Origin of the sequence: Bradyrhizobium sp. BTAi1, from assembly GCF_000015165.1 — a bacterium.
GTDB lineage: Bacteria > Pseudomonadota > Alphaproteobacteria > Rhizobiales > Xanthobacteraceae > Bradyrhizobium > Bradyrhizobium denitrificans.
Genome location: NC_009485.1, coordinates 6577547 through 6596257 on the forward strand (window position 1 = coordinate 6577547; position 18711 = coordinate 6596257).

Sequence of the window (18711 nt, forward strand, 5' to 3'; positions counted from 1 at the left end):
CGAGGGCTTCATGAACCTGATGTCATCCCTGGACGCTCCCAACCTCCAGACCGCGACCGATGGCGACGGCCTTTGGTACAAGGACGCGATCATCTACCAGCTGCATGTCAAGGCGTTCGCCGACAGCAACAATGACGGCATCGGCGATTTTGTCGGCCTGACCGAAAAGCTAGATTATCTCCAGGATCTCGGGGTCACCGCGTTGTGGCTGCTGCCGTTCTATCCCTCCCCTGGGCGCGACGACGGCTATGACATCGCCGATTACGGCAGCATCAATCCAGATTTCGGCACGATGAAGGACTTCAAGCGCTTCATCCAGGAGGCCCAGCGCCGGGGTTTGCGCGTCATCACCGAGCTCGTCGTCAATCACACATCCGACCAGCACCATTGGTTCAAGCGCGCCCGGCGCAGCCCGCCGGGATCCAGCGCCCGCAACTGGTATGTCTGGAGCGACACCGACCAGAAATATCTGGGCACACGGATCATCTTCACCGACACCGAGAAGTCGAACTGGACCTGGGACCCCGAAGCCGGCCAGTTCTACTGGCATCGCTTCTTCTCGCACCAGCCGGATCTGAATTTCGACAATCCGCGAGTGGTGAGCGCGATCATCCAGGTGATGAAGCGCTGGCTCGATGCCGGGGTCGATGGCTTCCGGCTCGACGCGATCCCCTATCTCTGCGAGCGTGACGGCACCAACAACGAGAACCTCCCCGAGACGCATGCGATCATCAAGCGTCTGCGCGTCGAGCTCGACAACTATGCCAAGGACAAGCTGCTGCTGGCGGAAGCCAATCAATGGCCGGAGGATGTGCAGGAATATTTCGGCCAGGGCGACGAATGCCACATGGCCTACCACTTCCCGCTGATGCCGCGCATCTACATGGCCATCGCGCAGGAGGACCGCTTCCCGATCACCGACATCCTGCGCCAGACGCCGGATATTCCCGCGACCTGCCAATGGGCGCTGTTCCTGCGCAACCATGACGAACTGACCTTGGAAATGGTCACCGACGTCGAGCGCGATTATCTGTGGTCGACCTATGCCAACGATCCGCGCGCGCGCATCAATGTCGGCATCCGCCGGCGCCTCGCGCCGCTGATGGACAATGACCGGCGCAAGATCGAGCTGATGAACTCGCTGCTGATGTCGTTCCCGGGCACGCCGATCATCTATTACGGCGACGAGATCGGCATGGGCGACAACATCTATCTCGGCGACCGCAACGGCGTGCGCACGCCGATGCAGTGGACGCCGGACCGCAATGGCGGCTTCTCGCGCGCCGACCCGGCCCGGCTGTATGCGCCGATGATCATGGATCCGGTCTACGGCTACGAGGCCGTCAATGTCGAGGCGCAGTCGCGCAGCCTGTCGTCGCTGTTGAATGCGACCAAGAAGCTGATCTCGGTGCGCAAATCGACGCCCGCCTTTGGCCGCGGCACCATGAGCTTCATCCGCCCGGCCAACCGCTCCGTGCTGGCCTATGTCCGGCAATACAAGGACGAAGTCATTCTCTGCGTCGCCAATCTGTCGCGGTCGGCGCAGGCGACGGAGCTCGACCTCTCGGCCTTCAAGGACCGCGTGCCGATCGAAATGCTGGGCCGGTCGCGCTTTCCCGCGATCGGCGAGCTGCCTTATATGATCACGCTGGCGCCGTACGGATTCTACTGGTTTCAACTGCGCGAGCGGGAGAAGTCCGAACCGGTGGTCCAGCGCGCCGTGCCGGAGTTCGAGACGCTGGTGGTTCCCGTCGGGTCGACCTGGGTTTCGCTGGCGCGCACGCGGAGCCTGTTCGAACGCGACGTGCTGCCCGGACATCTGGCGCGCACGCGTTGGTATCCGGAACGGTCGGCCGATGCGATCCACCCGACGCTGACATCCGCCATTCCGTTCTGTGACATCGGCGACAACCGCCCCTGGCTGATCTTCTTCAAGGCCGCTGAACGCAACGACGAGCTGCGCTATCTGCTGCCGATGTGGATCGACTGGGTTCGCTTCGATCGCGAGCGCTACAATCCGCAGGCGTTTGCCGCCGTGCGCCAGGGCGCGCGTGAAGGCACCGTACTGGATGCCGCGACCAGCCCGATCTTTCTCGCTCTGCTGCTGCGCAATCTCCGGCAGTCGCTGACCGTGGAGGAAGACGGGCTGCGCCTCGAATTTCGTCCGACCTCGAAATTTCCCGACCGGCCGATCAGCGAGTCCGAGCAGGTTCGCATCATCGAGACCGACCGCTGCAGCAGCAAGGCCGTCGTCAACAACGACTACTTCATCAAGATCCACCGTGAACTCGAGGCAGGCGTTCACCCCGAGATCGACGTCGGCCATTTCCTGACCGAGACTGTCGGCTTCGCCAACGTGCCGCCATTGCTCGGCAGCGTCGAGTTCATCCAGGACGACGAGCGCCGCACGATCGGCAGTGTTCATGGCTTCATCGAGAACCAGGGCGACGGCTGGACCGTCACCTTGGCCTATCTCGATCGCTACATCGACGACCAGCGGGTGTTCACCGCCCAAGGCGACGAGCGGCAGAACGAGGAGCGCTCCCCCTATCTGCGCTATATGACTCAGGCGGGCCGACGGGTCGGCGAGTTGCATGCGGCCCTGGCATCCCGCAACGACATCGCCGATTTTGCCCCCGAGCCGACCACAGCCGACAGCCTCGATCATTGGATCGACCGGCTTCGCGCCCAGGCCAACCGGGTCCTTGCCCGACTGATCGAGCGGCGCGACCACTTCAAGGACCCGGAACGCGGCCTCATCGATCAGGTGCTCGCCAGGCGCGGCGAATTGTCCGAGCGGCTGAGCCATCTGATCCCGCACCACGTCGGCGGCTGCGATATCCGCCTGCATGGCGATTTTCATCTCGGCCAGATCCTGATCGTCAAGGATGACATCTTCATCATTGATTTCGATGGCGACGAGGAGCAGCCGCTGGCCGAGCGTCGCCGCAAGGCGCCGCCGGCGAAAGATATCGCAGGCTTCCTGCGCTCGATCGACTGCTCGGTCCGTGTTGCGCTCGATCACGCCCTGCAGGCCGCCCCCGACGATCACAGCAAGCTGACCACGGCCTTGGCGGACTGGCGCGACCAGGCCAGCGCCGCGTTCTTGGCAGGTTATCGGGAGATCAAGGCCGCCCAGGGCCTTTGGCCTGACGATCCGCACACAGCAGAGGCGCTCCTGAGCTTTTTCCTGCTGGAAAAAGCGCTCGGCGCACTGGAATATGACCTCGCTCACCGGCCGGACTGGCTACGCGTCGCGCTGGGCAACCTGCTTCGCGTCCTGTCCGTACCAGCACCTGCCAGCGAGTCCTCATGACCCATCTTTCTCCCGAGGCGTTTGCGATCATCGAAGGTCGGCATGCCGACCCGTTTCGCTATCTCGGTCAACACGACGTCGACGGCCGGACCGTGATCCGCGCGTTCCTGCCCGAGGCCTCGCGCGTCGAGGCCGTCGGAGACAATGGCGAGGTGGCACCGCTTGCACGGATCCATGACGCCGGCCTGTTCACCGGGACCATGTCGGGGCCGCAGCGCTATCGGCTGCGGGCGACGTTCGGCGATCACGTCACCGACCTCGAGGACCCCTATCGCTTCCTGCCGATCCTGACCGATTTCGACCTGCATCTGCTCGGCGAAGGCAACCACGAGCGGCTCTACGACAAGCTCGGCGCCCACCCGATGGTGCTCGACGGCGTCGACGGGGTGGGCTTCGTGGTGCTGGCGCCGAACGCGCGCCGTGTCAGCGTGGTCGGCGATTTCAACTTCTGGAATGCGCGGCGTCACCCGATGCGGGTGCGGGGCAACGGCTATTGGGAGCTGTTCATTCCCCGAGCCAAAGCCGGGGATCACTACAAGTTCGACATTATCGGCCCGCAGGGCGAGCACCTGCCGCTGAAATCGGACCCGATGGCGTTCGCGGCCGAGATGCGTCCCAAGACGGCATCCATCGTTGTCGACGAAACGCGCCTGCCGCGACCGCGGCCGGCCCCCTCGGACATCAACAAGCTGGACAGGCCGGTTTCGATCTACGAGGTGCATCTCGGGTCCTGGCGGCGCAAGGACAACAACCAATGGCTCACCTATCGCGAGCTGGCCGAGCAGTTGCCGGCCTATGCGCGAGACATGGGTTTTACGCATATCGAATTTCTGCCGGTCAGCGAGCACCCGTTCGACGGCTCCTGGGGCTATCAGCCGACCGGCCTGTTCGCCCCGACCAGCCGCTTCGGCAGCCCGGAGGATTTCTGTGCCCTGGTGGACGCCTGCCACCGCGAGGGACTGGCGGTCTGGCTGGACTGGGTGCCCGGACATTTCCCCGATGATCCGCACGGCCTCGGCCATTTCGACGGCACGGCGCTGTACGAGCACGCCAACCCGATGCAGGGCCGCCATCTCGATTGGGGCACCCTGATCTACAATTACGGCCGCACCGAAGTGGCCAATTTCCTGCGCTCGAACGCGCTGTTCTGGCTGGAGCGCTACGGCATCGACGGCTTGCGCGTCGACGCCGTCGCCTCGATGCTCTATCTCGACTACAGCCGTCCGTCCGGCGGCTGGATCCCGAACAAGTATGGCGGGCGGGAGAACCTGGAGGCGATCGAGTTTCTGCGGCGAACCAATATCGAGGTGTTCGGCCATTTCCCGCAGGCGACCACGGCCGCCGAGGAATCGACCGCCTGGCCGCAGGTGTCGCGCCCGGTCGACATCGGCGGGCTCGGTTTCGGCTACAAGTGGAACATGGGCTGGATGCACGACACCTTGCGCTATGTCGGCAAGGATCCGATCCACCGCAAATATCACCACGGCGAGATCCTGTTCGGCCTGCACTACGCCTTTTCAGAAAACTTCATCCTGCCGCTGTCGCATGACGAGGTCGTGCACGGCAAGCGCTCGATCCTCGGCCGCATGCCCGGCGACGATTGGCAACGCTTCGCCAATCTGCGCGCCTATTACAGCTTCATGTTCGGACATCCGGGCAAGAAGCTGTTGTTCATGGGCTGCGAGATCGCCCAGGAGCGCGAGTGGAATCACGATTCCTCGCTCGATTGGCACCTGCTCGGCGACGCAAAATATGCCGGCATCCAGGCGCTGATCCGCGACCTCAACCATCTCTATCGCAATCAGCCCGCTTTGCATGAGCGGGATTGCGAGCCGGAGGGGTTTGACTGGCTGATCACGGAAGATGCCGACCGCAATGTCTTCGCCTGGGTGAGAAAGGGCTTCGATGAGCGGGCTCGCTGCGTCGTGGTCGTGAACTTTTCGCCCAACGTGTATTACAATTACCGGGTCCGCGTGCCGCTCGGCGGCACATGGCGGGAAGTCTTCAATTCCGACTCCTCGCATTATGGCGGCAGCAATGTCGGCAACGTCGGCCAGGTCCATGCCTCTGAAGATCAACAGCTCAACCTCATCCTCCCGCCCATGGCAGCGGTATTTCTCGTCCCGGAAGCCTGACGCGATGCGCCTGTCGGCCGGAAGTCACGCCCGTCTCGGTGCCACCTGGGACGGACGGGGGACGAATTTTGCGCTGTTCTCCGCCAATGCCGAGAAGGTCGAGCTGTGCCTGTTCGACAGCCAGGGCCGGCGCGAGATCGAGCGCATCGAGCTGCCGGAGCGCACCGAGGATGTCTGGCACGGCTATCTCAACGATGTCTCGCCCGGGCAGCTTTACGGCTACCGCGTCTACGGCCCCTACGAGCCGGAACGCGGCCACCGCTTCAATGCCAACAAGCTGCTGCTCGACCCCTATGCAAAGCGGCTCGCCGGCCGGCTGGTCTGGAGCGACGCACATTTCGCCTATCGCGCGGGCTCGCCGCGCGAGGATCTCTCCTTCGACCGCCGCGACAATGCGCGCGGCATGCCCAAGGCCGTCGTCATCGACGAGACCTTCAATTGGGGCCGCCGCGAGATGCGGCCGCAAATCCCGTGGGAGGACACGATCATCTACGAGGCCCACGTCAAGGGCCTGACCAACCGACGCGACGACGTGCCGCCGAATCTGCGCGGCACGTTCGGCGGCCTGTCGGCGCCGGCGATGATCAAGCACCTGAAGCGGCTCGGCGTCACGACCATCGAGCTATTGCCGATCCACGCCTTCATCGACGACCGCATGCTGGTCGAGAAGAAGCTCGTCAACTACTGGGGCTACAATACGATCTCGTTCTTTGCGCCGGAGCAGCGCTACGCGCAGGACAATCCGCTCGATGCCTTCAGAACCACGGTCGCGCGTCTGCATGACGCGGGCATCGAGGTCATGCTCGACGTCGTCTACAACCACACCGCCGAGGGCAATCATCTCGGCCCGACGCTGTGCTATCGCGGCATCGACAACGCGTCGTATTATTGGCTGCAGCCCGACAATCCGCGCTTCTACGACGATTTCACCGGTTGCGGCTCCTCGGTAAACCTGACGCATCCGCGCGTGCTGCAGATGGTGATGGATTCGTTGCGCTACTGGGTCGAGGTCTGCCACGTCGACGGCTTCCGCTTCGATCTCGCTACCACCCTCGCGCGCGAGAAGCACGGCTTCGATCGCCGCAGCGGCTTCCTCACCGCGGTCCGGCAGGACCCGGTGCTCGCCGGCGTGAAGCTGGTGGCCGAGCCCTGGGATGTCGGCCTCGGCGGCTATCAGGTCGGCGCCTTCCCGTCGCAATGGTCGGAATGGAACGATCGCTATCGCAGCGCCATGCGCCGCTATTGGAGCGGCGAAGGCAGCCTGATCGGCGAGGTCTCGAGCCGGATGACCGGGTCGTCGGACATCTTCAATCACGACGGCCGCACCCAGCGCGCCAGCGTCAACCACGTGACCGTCCATGACGGTTTCACGCTTGCGGATCTGTTCAGCTACAACAGCAAGCACAACGAGGCGAATGGCGAGGACAATCGCGACGGCTCCAACGACAACCACAGCAACAATTGCGGTCATGAGGGGCCGAGCAGCGATCCCGCCATCAATGCGCTGCGCCGGCAGTTGCGCAAGAACCAGCTTGCCTGTCTGTTTCTCGCGCAGGGTTTGCCGCTGCTGCTCGCAGGCGACGAGGTCGGCAATTCGCAGAGCGGCAACAACAACGCCTATTGCCAGGATAACGAGGTCGGCTGGGTCGATTGGAGCGGCATCGGTCGCGAGGGCGACGACCTCACCGACTTCATCGCCCACATGACCGAACTGCGCCGTCGCTTCGGCCAGATCCGTGCGCGCCGCTGGCTCGACGGTCGTCGCGCGGACGGCAGTTTCGGCGTGCTGTGGCTGACGCCCTCGGCGGAGGAAATGACGCAAACCGACTGGACCTTTCCCGACGGACGATTTCTCGCCTATGTCCTCGCGCCGGTGGAACAGGAGCAGGCTCCGATCTTTATCGTTCTGAACGCCGCCCCCGAAGAGATCGGATTCAAATTGCCCAAGCTCGCCGAATACAAGACGTGGCAACAGGTCCTCGACACCACCGAGATCCAGCAGAAACCGGCCGACTTCGCGGCTGGGGCTGATCTCAAGGCGCCGCCTCGCTCCGTCCTTGCCTATGCAGGCGTGTCATGAGTGGGCGTCAATTCGGACCGCGGCTATCCGAGCATGGCACCAGTTTCCGACTGTGGGCGCCCGCGGCCAGGCGCGTCGATCTGGTGCTCGATGATGGCAGGCGCGAGATGCAACGCCGTGACGGCGGCTGGTACGCGCTTGACGCTCCGGGCATTGGGGCCGGCACCCGCTACAAGTTCCGCATCGACGACGAGCTCGACGTGCCCGATCCCGGTTCGGATTTTCAGCCCGAGGACGTCTCGGGTCCGAGCGAGGTGATCGACCACTGCGCCTACGTCTGGCGCGCCAAGGACTGGCGCGGCCGGCCGTGGCAGGATGCGGTGTTCCTCGAAAGCCACGTCGGCACCTTTACCGAAGAGGGCACCTATCGCGCGATGATCGACAAGCTCGATCATCTCGTCGAGACCGGCATCACCGCGCTGGAACTGATGCCGCTCGCGGACTTCGCCGGGCGCCGCAACTGGGGCTATGACGGTGTTCTGCTCTACGCGCCGGACAGCGTCTATGGCCGCCCCGACGATCTGCGCGCGCTGATCGACGAGGCGCATCTGCGCGGGCTGATGGTGTTCCTCGACGTCGTCTACAATCACTTCGGACCGGAAGGAAACTATATCGCCCGCTACGCGCCGACCTTCTTCACCGATACGCATACGCCGTGGGGGAGCGCCATCGACTATCGGCGGCCCGAAGTGCGCGCCTTCGCGATCGAGAATGCGCTGCATTGGCTGACCGATTATCGCTTCGACGGGCTGCGCTTCGACGCCGTCAACCATATCCTCTCCAACGAGGGTGAGATCCCGATGCTGCACGAGCTGAGCGCCGCGGTCGGCAGGCTCGTCGCGCAGACCGGGCGGCACATCCATCTCGTGCTGGAAAATGGCGACAACCGCGCCAGCATGCTCGACGCGGCGGAAGAGCCGCCGCGTGGTAAATTCCGCGCGCAGTGGAACGACGACTATCATCACGTCTGGCACGTCATGCTGACGGGCGAGACCACAGGCTATTACGGCGACTACCAGGACAACCCGCGTGGCGGCCTCGCACGCGCACTCGCCTCCGGCTTTGTCTATCAGGGCGAGCAGGCGGCGTTCTGGGGCGGCATCCGGCGGGGTGAGCCGAGCGGTCATCTCGCCCCCGGCGCCTTCGTGAACTTCCTGCAGAACCATGACCAGATTGGCAACCGCGTGTTCGGCGACCGGCTCGAAGCGCTGGCGCCGCCGGAAGGTATTGCCGCGGCCCTTGCCGTCACGCTGCTCGCGCCGACCGTGCCGATGCTGTACATGGGCGAGGAGTGGGGCTCGAAGCAGCCGTTCCCGTTCTTCTGCGATTTCCAGGGCGATCTCGCCCACGCCGTCCGCAAGGGACGCCGCAAGGAATATGAATGGGCGTACGCCAAATATGGCGACGAGGTTCCCGACCCGCTCGACGTTGAGACGTTCAGATCTGCGATCATCGACTGGGATGCGCGCAACGAACCGCCCGGTCGCGAGCGGCTGGCGCTGGTGCGCGATCTCCTCGCCGTGCGGCACAGCAAGGTGGCACCGCTTCTGCCTGGAGCGACCTTCGGCGCAGCCGATGTGACCGATGAGGGCCGCCTGACCGCACATTGGACGATGGGTGATGGCAGCCAGCTGCGGCTTCTCGCCAACGTCTCGGACAAGGAGATCGCCGGACCATCCAACGACGTCAACGGCACGCCGATCTGGGGCGGCACGCCGGGTGATCGCCTGCCGCCCTGGTCCGTGTACTGGAGCATCGGAGGATAATCATGCCTCCGTCGATTCCGCTCGCAACCTACCGCCTGCAGCTCACCGCCGATTTCAATTTCGAGGCGGCGGCCCGCGTGGTGCCCTATCTCAAGGCGCTCGGCATCAGCCATGTCTACGCCTCGCCCTTCATGAAGGCACGCAAGGGCTCGACGCACGGCTATGACATCACCGATCATGCCAAGCTCAATCCCGAGCTCGGCGGCGAGGGAGGCTTTGCGAGACTGAGCGCGGCCCTGAAGGCGAACGATCTCGGGCTGATCCTCGATTTCGTGCCGAACCATGTCGGGGTACATTTCGACGACAATCCGTGGTGGCTCGACGTGCTTGAATGGGGCCAAGCGTCGCCGCATGCCGCCTCCTTCGACATCGACTGGGACCAGCTGCCCTATCGCGCACGCGGCGGCGTGCTGCTGCCGATCATCGGCACCTCCTATGGCCACGCGCTTGAGCACGGCGACATCGCGCTGCGCTACGATCCCGGCGAAGGCTCGTTCTCCTGCTGGTATTTCGAGCATCGGCTGCCAATCGCACCCGAACGCTATGGCGAGATGCTGCGCATCATCATCAAGGAGGCCGGCGAGGAGAGCAGCGACGCCGGCAAGGCGATCCTGGAGCTGGTCTCGCGCTATCCGGGCCTGCGTCATCCCAATCGCAAGGAAGCGCCAGGCTTCAAGGCGGCGCTCAAGGCCATTCCGGGCGCGGCCGAGATCATCGCCCGCGGGCTGTCCGCCTACAAGGCCGGCGAGGGCCGGCCGGCCCAGACGCAGGCCTTGCACCATCTGCTCGAGCGGCAGCATTACAAGCTCGGCCACTGGCGGCTGGCGTCGAGCGACATCAACTATCGCCGCTTCTTCGACGTCAACACGCTGGCAGGCCTGCGCGTCGAGGATGCAGCAACGTTCGAAGCCATTCATCGGCTGGTCAAGAGATTGATCGCCGACGGCCAGTTGCAGGGGCTGCGGCTCGACCACATCGACGGCCTGCGCGATCCCGCGCAATATTTCCAACGCCTGCGCCGTCTCATTCGTGATGCCCGCGGACCCGCGGCAGGACCGTTCTACGTCGTGATCGAGAAGATCCTCTGCGAACATGAGAAGCTGCCCAGCTTCGCCGGCGTGCATGGCACCACCGGCTATGAGTGGATGAATGTCATCACCCAGCTCTTGATCGATCAGAACGGGCTGGAGCCGCTGGACGAGATCTGGCGCCAGATCAGCAACAAGCCGCCAAAGCTCGCGCCTGTGATCAAGGAAGCCAAGCGACGCGTCCTCGAGACCCTGCTGACCAGCGAGTTCATCGTGTTGACACGGCTGCTCGCGCGCATCGCCAATGGCCATTACGCCACGCGTGACTATTCGGAAGACAGCCTGCGCCAGGCGCTCGAGCTCTACGTGCTGCACTTCCCGGTCTACCGCACCTACCTCACCGGCGCTGGACCGACGGAGGCCGACCGCAAGCTGATCAATCACGCCATTGCCGGCGCCCGCGCCGAATGGTTCGCGTCCGACGGCTCGATTTTCGACTTCCTGCGCGATGCGCTGACGATGGATCTCATCAAGCGCGACCGTACCACCACCCACAGCGTTCCCCGCGTCCGCCGCTTCGCCCTGAAGGTTCAGCAATTCACCGGGCCGATGATGGCCAAGTCGCTGGAGGACACCGGCTTCTATCGGTTCCACCGGCTGCTCGCGCTCAACGAGGTCGGCGGCGATCCGGCGGCTCATGCGTTGTCGATCGGGGATTTCCATGCGCTCATGCGGCAGCGCGCCAAGCATTGGCCGCACGGCATGACCGCCACCGCCACCCACGACACCAAGCGCGGCGAGGATGCCCGCACGCGCCTTGCAGCGCTCACAGAGCTGCCCAACGACTGGACCTCCGCGGTGGCGCGCTGGAAGACGATGAACGCGCCGAACGTGGTGACAGACGGCCATATGCGCGCACCGTCGGCGGCGTTCGAATATATGCTCTATCAGACCCTCGTCGGCATCTGGCCGGCGACAGGTTCCGATGACAGCCTGCCCGAACGTCTCCAGGCCTACGCGCTCAAAGCGGCGCGGGAGGGCAAGGAGGAAACCAGCTGGCTCAATCCGAACGAGGCCTATGAGAACGGCCTGCGCAGCTTCATCGCACGCATGCTCGATCGCGAGCGTTCGGCCGAGTTCCTGCAGGCCATGGAGACCCTGGCCAAGCGGGTCGCGCTGCTGGGCGCGCTGAACTCGCTGACGCAACTCACGCTCAAGGCCACTTTGCCCGGCGTGCCCGATTTCTACCAGGGCACCGAGTTCTGGGACCTCTCGATGGTCGATCCGGACAACCGCCGCCCGGTCGATTTCGCCGCGCGCGAGCGGGCGCTGCGCGACAGCGAGACGCCCGACTGGACCGATCTCATCGCGCACTGGCCGGACGGTCGCATCAAGCTGGCCTGGACGCGGCAGCTTCTCAAGCTCCGCAATCAGCTGCCCGGAGTCTTCACCGACGGTTCCTACGAACCGCTCGATGTGTCGGGCCGTGACGCCGATCACATCATCGCCTTTGCGCGCCGTCGTGGCCGCGAGGCGGTCATTGTCGTGGTCGCGCGTGCCTTGGCGCCGTTCACGGACAGCGGCCGGTTCTGGCCGCACGCCGACGCGTTCGACGCCATTGTGCATAGTCCAGGCTACACTGCCCCTCAAATGCAGGACGGCGCGCTCTCCGTCTCATCGCTGTTCACTCACCTCCCGGCAGCCCTGCTGGCAGCCCGCGTGGAGAACTCCGCCGATCACGGCGCCAGGCAAGCCCCTGTGCTGGCGCCCCCCACCTGATCAGCTCTTCTTGGTCAGCAGCAGCTGGCCGCGGCTGCGGATCGCGGCCTGCGCCGCCTCGGCAAAGCGCTGCAGCAGCCAGGGCAATGTGACTTCGACGCGGACGTGATCCTCGGCAACATCGACATGGCCCGACGCTGCCTGCCCGAGCGCACGGACGCGGAACAGCATCTTGTCGCCGTCCCAGCGTTCCTCATCTACGCTGAGCACGGGAATGCTGCTCGCCGCCCGGCGGAGTCCAGACTGCAGCCGGCGCACGGCCTCGTCCTTTCCGAGGCGGTGCGGAATGGAAACGACAAGCGGTCTTGACATCGCGATCTCCTGACTAACAGCCCTCAGCATGTAGTCATCGGCCGAGACGACCGCAAAGCCACACTTCCGATTTTACCTGATCCAAGTCGGGAACTTTCGAAGTTCCGACCAGTTTGCTCGGCGAAGGCAGAGTGACGCACCGCCCCGCTGCCGGGCTCTGGAGGGAAGTACATGTCCATCGGAACGATCATCCTCATCATTCTCATCATCGCGCTGCTCGGCGGCTTTTCCGGCATCGGCGGCGGACCGTTCTACGGCACCGGCTATTATGGCGGCGGCGGTCTCGGCCTGATCATCGTCATCGTGCTGATCCTCGTCCTGCTCGGACGGATCTGATTCACCTATGATAATTCTTCGGCGGGCAGACGCGGCGCATACCCTGTCTGCCCGAACGAGCTAACAACCTTCTACAATTTGTCCGTCAGCTTCTTGATCGCCGGCTTGATCGATCGGGCCGCGTCGTCATACCCCTCCCATGCCTTGGTCTTGGCCAGCAGCGCCGGGACCGTGCGAACGGTGTAGCGCTTCGGATCGAGCCCGTTCTTCACCTGCGCCCAGGTCACCGGCATCGACACCGTCGCGCCTTCCCGCGCCCGGGGTGACAACACCGCCACAGCCGTCGACATCCGGTCGTTGCGCAGATAGTCGAGGAAGATCTTTCCCTTGCGCAGCTTCTTCGACATGTTCAGCAGATAGTCATCTGGACTGTCATTGGCCATCCACTGGCACACGCCCTGCGCAAAGGCCTTCGCCTCCGGCCACGTCACCCTGTCGCGCGCGCCATGGCGCAGCGGCACCACGACGTGCAGGCCCTTGCCGCCGGTGGTCTTGCAGAAGCTTTCCAGGCCGAGGCTCTCCAGTCGCTGCCGCATCTCCTTGGCGGCTGCCATCACCGCCTCAAATGCCACATTCGGCGCCGGATCGAGATCGAACACCAGCCGGCCCGGCACGTCATAGGCGTCAGGCGCGCAGTTCCATGGATGCAGCTCGACCGCTGCGACCTGAGCCACGGCAATCAGTCCCTCGACGCGATCGATCTGCAGATAGGGCTTGCGATCGCCGGAGACTTTGACGAGTTCGAGCAGGTCGGACATGCCCTGCATGCCGTGCCGCTGGAAGAAGGTCTCGCCAGCGATGCCATCGGGCGCGCGGACGATCGAGCACGGCCGTCCCTTCAGATGCACGATCATCCAGTCGCCGACCGCGGCGAGATAGTTCGCCAGATCGAGCTTGGTGACCAGTTCGCCGTCGCCGGCGTCCGGCCACAGCGCCTTGTCGGGTTTCGAGATCGCAACGCCCATCACCGTGGCTGAGCTCTTCGACCGCGACGGCGTCTTGTGCACGGTGGCGCCGCCCGTCGCGACCGTCGCCGCAGCACGCGCCACCGGCTTCGTCACTTTCCTGGCGACGACCGGCTGCTCCGCGACGACCTCGCGTGCCGGCTTGTCCTGACGCAGGCCCTTGAACGAGGCCTGCCGGACATTGCCGTCGCCGGTAAAGCCTGCAAACTCGATCTCGGCGACCAGCTCGGGCTTCACCCAATGCACGTCGCGCGCCTTGCGGGGCGCGTTCTTGCCGCCGAACGGGCTCTTGTCAGCCGCAGCCGCCTGCAGCGCCGGCATGATCTCCTTCACCGTGTCCTGGCCGAAGCCGGTGCCGACGATGCCGACATAAGCGAGATGATCGTCCTGGGTGACGCCGACCATCAGCGAACGGAATTTGCCATTGGTGGTCTTCCAGCCGCCAATGACGACCTCGTGGCCGGGCCGGGTCTTGGCCTTGGTCCAGCTCTCGGTTCGCCCGGAGTGATAGGCGGAGTCGAGCTTCTTCGAGACGATGCCTTCGAGCTTCAGCTTGCGCACGGACTCCAGCACCGCCTCGCCGTCGCTCTCGAAATGCTCGACATAACGAATGCGCGGCGTCTTGCCCTTGATGCTTGCCTTCAAGAGCTTTGCAAGCCGCGCCTTGCGCTCGCGCAGCGGCTGACGGCGCAGGTCGAACTCGTCGACGAACATCAGGTCGAAGGCAAAGAAGATCAACTCATCGGTCTGGCCCGCAGAGATCGCCGCCTGCAGCGCCGAGAAATTCGGATTGCCGTCCTGCTCGAGCGCGACGATCTCGCCATCGATGATCGCGTCGGGCAGCTTGCCGGCTTCCTCGGCAATGGCGCCGAACTTGGCGGTCCAGTCCAGGCCCTTGCGCGTCTTGAGGGTGGCCCTGCCGTCTTCGACCCTGATCTGCACGCGGTAGCCGTCGAACTTGATCTCATGCGCCCAGCCCTCGCCGCTCGGCGGCTGCGCCACGGAGGTGCAGAGCTCGGGCGGGACGAAGTCCGGCAGCGATGCCACGCTCCGCGGCGCGGCCTGTTTCGGCCGACCGGCGACCTTCGCCGGTTTGGATTTCGGCGCCAGCTTCCGCGCGGGCGAGGCCTTGCTGTCGCTACGGTTGGAGTGCCACACCGCGTCGGCATTCATGCGCTTGGTCTTGCCGAGCATGAAGGGCTTGGGCGCCCTGCCCTTGCCGGCCGCGATCTGCGCCATCGTGCGGCCCGACGCGACGGATCTATCGGCCTCCAGAATGTCGTTGGCCGCGCCCTCCCGGGCGAACTCGTCGCGATGCTTGATCAAGAGCCAGTTGGTACGCTTGCCGCCGGTGCGATCATTGCGCATCCGCACCAGCACCCAGCTGCCATGCAGCTTCTCGCCATCGAGGGTGAATTTCAGATCGCCCTTCTCGAAGCCGCGCTCGGGATCCTCGCTATCCCAATAGCCGCGATCCCACAGCATGACGGTGCCGCCGCCATATTCGCCTTCCGGAATCGTGCCTTCGAAATCGCCGTAGTCGAGCGGATGGTCCTCCACCTCGACCGCGAGCCGCTTGTCGTGCGGATCAAGCGATGGCCCCTTGGTCACGGCCCATGACTTGAAAACGCCGCCAAATTCCAGCCGTAGGTCGTAATGCAGCCGCGTCGCATCATGCTTCTGGATCACAAAGCGAGGCCGCGGGGCGGGCGCGACCTTGGCGTCGCCGGACGGCTCTGCCGTTTTCTCGAAATCGCGCTTCTTGCGGTAGGTGGAAAGCTTCTTGAGCGCCACGATGATCCCTCGCGTTGAGCGGTAGCGTAGCAAAGCCGGCGGGGTCGTGGAACCGGCCGATCCGCATGATAACACCGGACAAAGTTCCGCGTTCCCAGCGCTCGACGAGCCCAGGTCTTGCTGCCGTCCGCCCTCTGTAGAAGCGAGAGGGTGCAGGGAAGGCCGGGTGCTGACCGCGGCCCATGGCCCGCCTGCAGAAAAAAAGCAGGCGGCAGTCACCACAGGTACGGCCACCAACCGGCCTTCCCTGCGCGATGGTGTTAACGCTTACTCCGCGATCTCCCCGGTGTCCGGCTTGTTAGCCACCGTCGCCCGCCCGCCTCGTCAGCGGCCCGGACTTGACGCCAGCTTCGGGGCGCCAGGACCACGCGACTTCACGTCCGGGAGACAGCGCTCGTCCACGCTGATGCGCACGCTGCCGTCCCGTCCATCGCCTCCCGCACTCCACGTATCGTGACGACGCGTACGCCCTCTGCATGAGGCGGGATGCGCGAAAACATCGATCTGATTTGCCCGACGACGCAAGCGTCGACAGCTGCGACATAACAGCCCGACGGGCAAAGAGGGCCGCTCGGCACCTTCGGTGCCGCCATGCTGAGTGAGGCATCACCGCTCCCTCGGCACCGTCATGGCCGGGCACGAGGAGCAACAAATCAGCAGCGCTTCTGACGTGGCCCTCTCATTGCCGCAGCCATTCCTCGGAGGGAACCGCGATGGATGCTCGCCCGTTGCCGCCACGTCCTCATCGCTCACGGAGACCACGATGGCCCCCCGCGCCTATTGGAAAGGCTCGCTCAAACTTTCGCTCGTCAGCTGTCCCGTCGTGCTCTATCCGGCGTCGACCTCGGTGGAGAAGACGCGCTTTCACCTGATCAACCGCGAGACCGGCAACCGGCTGAAACAGCAGATGGTGGATGCCGAGACCGGCGACATCGTCGAGGGCGAGCAGAAGGGCCGCGGCTACGAGCTGGCCAAGGGCCAGTATGTCGAGATCGAGCCCGAGGAGCTGGAGGCGGTGCGGATCGAGAGCAACCACACCATCGACATCGACAGCTTCGTGCCGCGCGAGGAGATCGACCAGCGCTATCTCAACCACCCCTATTACATCGCCCCTGACGGCAAGGCCGCGCTCGACGCTTTCGCCGTGATCCGCGACGCCATGAAGGACCGGGACCGCATCGCCCTGGCGCGCATCGTGCTGACGCATCGCGAGCACGTTATCGCTATCGAGCCGATGGGCAAGGGCCTGCTCGGCACCACCCTGCGTTTTCCCTATGAGCTGCGCGACGAAGCCGAGTTCTTCGACGACATCAAGTCGCCCCGGATCACCAAGGACATGATCGAACTGGCCAGCCACATCCTGCAGACCAAGGCGGCGCATTTCGACCCGTCGGAGTTCAAGGACCAGTATGAGACCGCGCTGAAGACGCTGGTAAAGCGCAAGGCCGCGGGCAAGCCGATCAAGCTGCCGGAGCCGGAGCAGCGCTCGGACAATGTCGTCAGCCTGATGGACGCGCTGAAGCAGAGTCTCAAGGGCAAGAGCGGCCCCAAGGGGACGCGCGCCCCAGCGCGGCGGCCGAGCCCGCAGCGCCGCGCCGCGAAGAAGGCGCATCGCTCGGCGGCGCGGCAGAGGAAGGCGGGGTGACGAGGCTGACGAAGGCCGTAGATGGGGTAACGGGCCGACCACCCGAGCGGCACGCTCACTCCTGCGCTATTTGGGAGCGCGTTCGCGTGCCGCCCGGTTGGCGGAAAGGTGGTCGTCCCTCAAATTGATGGTGTTCAACGGAGTCGGGCAAGCCCGCTCCTCGCATCATTAGGGGACGACCATGAACCACTATGCCGGAATTGACGTGTCTTTGAAATCCTCGGCGGTCTGCATTGTCGATGGGGCGGGCAAGATCGTTCGGGAAGCGGCAGTCGAGAGTGAGCCGGCAGTCTTGATCGGCTGGTTCAAGCAGTTCGGCATCGAGGTTGAGCGGATCGGTCTGGAGGCAGGGCCGCTGTCGCAATGGCTGTATGCGGCGATGCAGGAGGCGGGTCAGCGGGTCGAACTGCTGGAGACGCGGCACGTGCGTGACGCCTTCAGGGCGATGTCGGTGAAGTCCGACCGCAACGATGCAAGGGGTATTGCCCAGCTGATGCGGCTTGGCTGGTTCCGTCCGGTTCATTGCAAATCGATCGAGGCGCAGGAGATGCGTGCGGTTCTTACGGCACGCAAGCTGCTGCAATCGAAGCTGCACGACGTCGAGAACTGTTTGCGCGGCGTGCTACGGGGCTTCGGCTTGAAGGTCGGCAAGACCACCGATCGCAGCTTCGCGACGCGAATCGAGGCGCTGGTGGCTGGCCATTCGGGACTGACGCTGGTCGTGCAGGCGCTGCTCGAGGCTCATACGGTGCTGCTGCGCGAGTTCAAGAAGCTGGACAAGCAGGTGCAACAGCTCGCGAAGGCGCATCCGCAGGCCAAGCTGTTGATGACCACGCCGGCCGTCGGCCCGATCGTCGCGCTGACCTACATGTTCGCAATCGACGACCCCAAGCGCTTCCGATCCTCCAAGGCGACAGGCGCGCATTTTGGCCTCACGCCGAGACGGTACCAGTCCGGCGAGACCGACTATAGCGGCCGCATCACGAAGGTCGGCGATGCGTCGGTGCGCGAGGCGCTCTATCAGGCGGCGCACATCATGCTGACCAAGCCGGTCAAGAACTGCTCACAGCTGAAGAGCTGGGCGATGCGGGTCGCCAGGCGCGCCGGCCCGCGCAAAGCCAAGGTGGCTCTGGCGCGCAAGCTTGCCGTGATCCTTCACCGCATGCTCGCCGACAACATGCCGTTCAACCCCGCGGCCAAGGCTGCCGCGACCTAGGGGAGCATCGATCGAGTTCTGGGCGGGCCACGACACCAGGCTCTCCCCGAGCAGGGTCCCTTCGCCGGGACGATGGATCCGGTCAGGCCGCCATCCGGGCAGTCGGTTCAAAACCACGCTCTCCGTAGATTGGCCGGCCGGTTCCCTCTTACGCAGCCCAACAGGTGGCGGCCATGCGCCGACCCCGTACAGAAGCAAGGGCCCGGCGAGAGGACATGCAGAATTGGGATTGACAAACCAAGGCCCGTTACAGAAGCCCGGATGGGCGCAGCGATATCCGGGGTCTCACGAACTAGACCGTTGATCCCGGATATCGCTGCGCTCATCCGGGCTCCGCGA

10 protein-coding genes are annotated in these 18711 nt (G+C 64.5%); 8 read left to right on the forward strand and 2 right to left on the reverse strand.

The window, feature by feature from the left end; genetic code table 11:
- Positions 1-10 precede the first annotated feature (10 nt).
- From treS to treY, 5 genes are read left to right on the forward strand one after another with little or no spacing between them, the layout of a single operon-like run.
- Entirely contained in the window at positions 11-3316 is a 3306-nt protein-coding gene (gene treS / locus BBTA_RS29620) for a maltose alpha-D-glucosyltransferase (RefSeq protein ID WP_012046186.1), read from the forward strand.
- Positions 3313-5451 carry a 1,4-alpha-glucan branching protein GlgB gene (gene glgB / locus BBTA_RS29625; protein ID WP_012046187.1) on the forward strand — a complete coding sequence of 713 codons (2139 nt, stop codon included), beginning with the start codon at positions 3313-3315 and terminating at the stop codon, positions 5449-5451. Before treS ends, glgB begins: the two co-directional genes overlap by 4 nt.
- Before the next feature lie 4 nt (positions 5452-5455).
- Positions 5456-7531: a glycogen debranching protein GlgX gene (gene glgX, locus BBTA_RS29630; RefSeq protein WP_012046188.1), complete on the forward strand. Its 2076-nt coding sequence runs from the start codon at positions 5456-5458 to the stop codon at positions 7529-7531.
- The gene (gene treZ, locus BBTA_RS29635; protein WP_012046189.1) at positions 7528-9297 is read left to right on the forward strand and encodes a malto-oligosyltrehalose trehalohydrolase; all 1770 of its coding nucleotides are present in this window, start codon (positions 7528-7530) and stop codon (positions 9295-9297) included. The genes glgX and treZ overlap by 4 nt, the downstream gene beginning before the upstream one ends.
- Before the next feature lie 2 nt (positions 9298-9299).
- Entirely contained in the window at positions 9300-12104 is a 2805-nt protein-coding gene (gene treY, locus BBTA_RS29640; RefSeq protein WP_012046190.1) for a malto-oligosyltrehalose synthase, read from the forward strand.
- Here the strand turns inward: treY and BBTA_RS29645 are convergent, their stop codons facing one another.
- The gene (locus BBTA_RS29645) at positions 12105-12416 is read right to left on the reverse strand and encodes a polyhydroxyalkanoic acid system family protein (RefSeq protein WP_012046191.1); all 312 of its coding nucleotides are present in this window, start codon (positions 12414-12416) and stop codon (positions 12105-12107) included. It lies immediately after the preceding gene.
- 171 nt (positions 12417-12587) lie between these two features.
- Here BBTA_RS29645 and BBTA_RS39225 point away from each other — a divergent pair, with 171 nt between their 5' ends.
- Positions 12588-12752: a DUF3309 family protein gene (locus BBTA_RS39225; protein ID WP_006614022.1), complete on the forward strand. Its 165-nt coding sequence runs from the start codon at positions 12588-12590 to the stop codon at positions 12750-12752.
- A 71-nt stretch (positions 12753-12823) separates the two neighbouring features.
- Here BBTA_RS39225 and ligD read toward each other — a convergent pair whose 3' ends face one another.
- The gene (gene ligD, locus BBTA_RS29650) at positions 12824-15511 is read right to left on the reverse strand and encodes a DNA ligase D (protein ID WP_012046192.1); all 2688 of its coding nucleotides are present in this window, start codon (positions 15509-15511) and stop codon (positions 12824-12826) included.
- A 763-nt stretch (positions 15512-16274) separates the two neighbouring features.
- Between ligD and BBTA_RS29655 the strand changes: the two genes are divergently transcribed.
- The gene (locus BBTA_RS29655; protein ID WP_012046194.1) at positions 16275-17156 is read left to right on the forward strand and encodes a Ku protein; all 882 of its coding nucleotides are present in this window, start codon (positions 16275-16277) and stop codon (positions 17154-17156) included.
- Between the two features lie 181 nt (positions 17157-17337).
- The gene (locus tag BBTA_RS29660) at positions 17338-18372 is read left to right on the forward strand and encodes an IS110 family transposase (RefSeq protein WP_041750297.1); all 1035 of its coding nucleotides are present in this window, start codon (positions 17338-17340) and stop codon (positions 18370-18372) included.
- Positions 18373-18711 lie beyond the last annotated feature (339 nt).

Excerpts from the sequence above, each read along its gene's own strand:
- glgB (WP_012046187.1), top strand. The coding sequence starts at position 3,313 with ATGACCCATCTTTCTCCCGAGGCGTTTGCGATCATCGAAGGTCGGCAT.
- treS (WP_012046186.1), top strand. The coding sequence starts at position 11 with ATGAACCTGATGTCATCCCTGGACGCTCCCAACCTCCAGACCGCGACC.
- treY (WP_012046190.1), top strand. The coding sequence starts at position 9,300 with ATGCCTCCGTCGATTCCGCTCGCAACCTACCGCCTGCAGCTCACCGCC.
- treZ (WP_012046189.1), top strand. The coding sequence starts at position 7,528 with ATGAGTGGGCGTCAATTCGGACCGCGGCTATCCGAGCATGGCACCAGT.
- glgX (WP_012046188.1), top strand. The coding sequence starts at position 5,456 with ATGCGCCTGTCGGCCGGAAGTCACGCCCGTCTCGGTGCCACCTGGGAC.
- BBTA_RS29660 (WP_041750297.1), top strand. The coding sequence starts at position 17,338 with ATGAACCACTATGCCGGAATTGACGTGTCTTTGAAATCCTCGGCGGTC.
- BBTA_RS39225 (WP_006614022.1), top strand. The coding sequence starts at position 12,588 with ATGTCCATCGGAACGATCATCCTCATCATTCTCATCATCGCGCTGCTC.
- BBTA_RS29645 (WP_012046191.1), bottom strand. The coding sequence starts at position 12,416 with ATGTCAAGACCGCTTGTCGTTTCCATTCCGCACCGCCTCGGAAAGGAC.
- BBTA_RS29655 (WP_012046194.1), top strand. The coding sequence starts at position 16,275 with ATGGCCCCCCGCGCCTATTGGAAAGGCTCGCTCAAACTTTCGCTCGTC.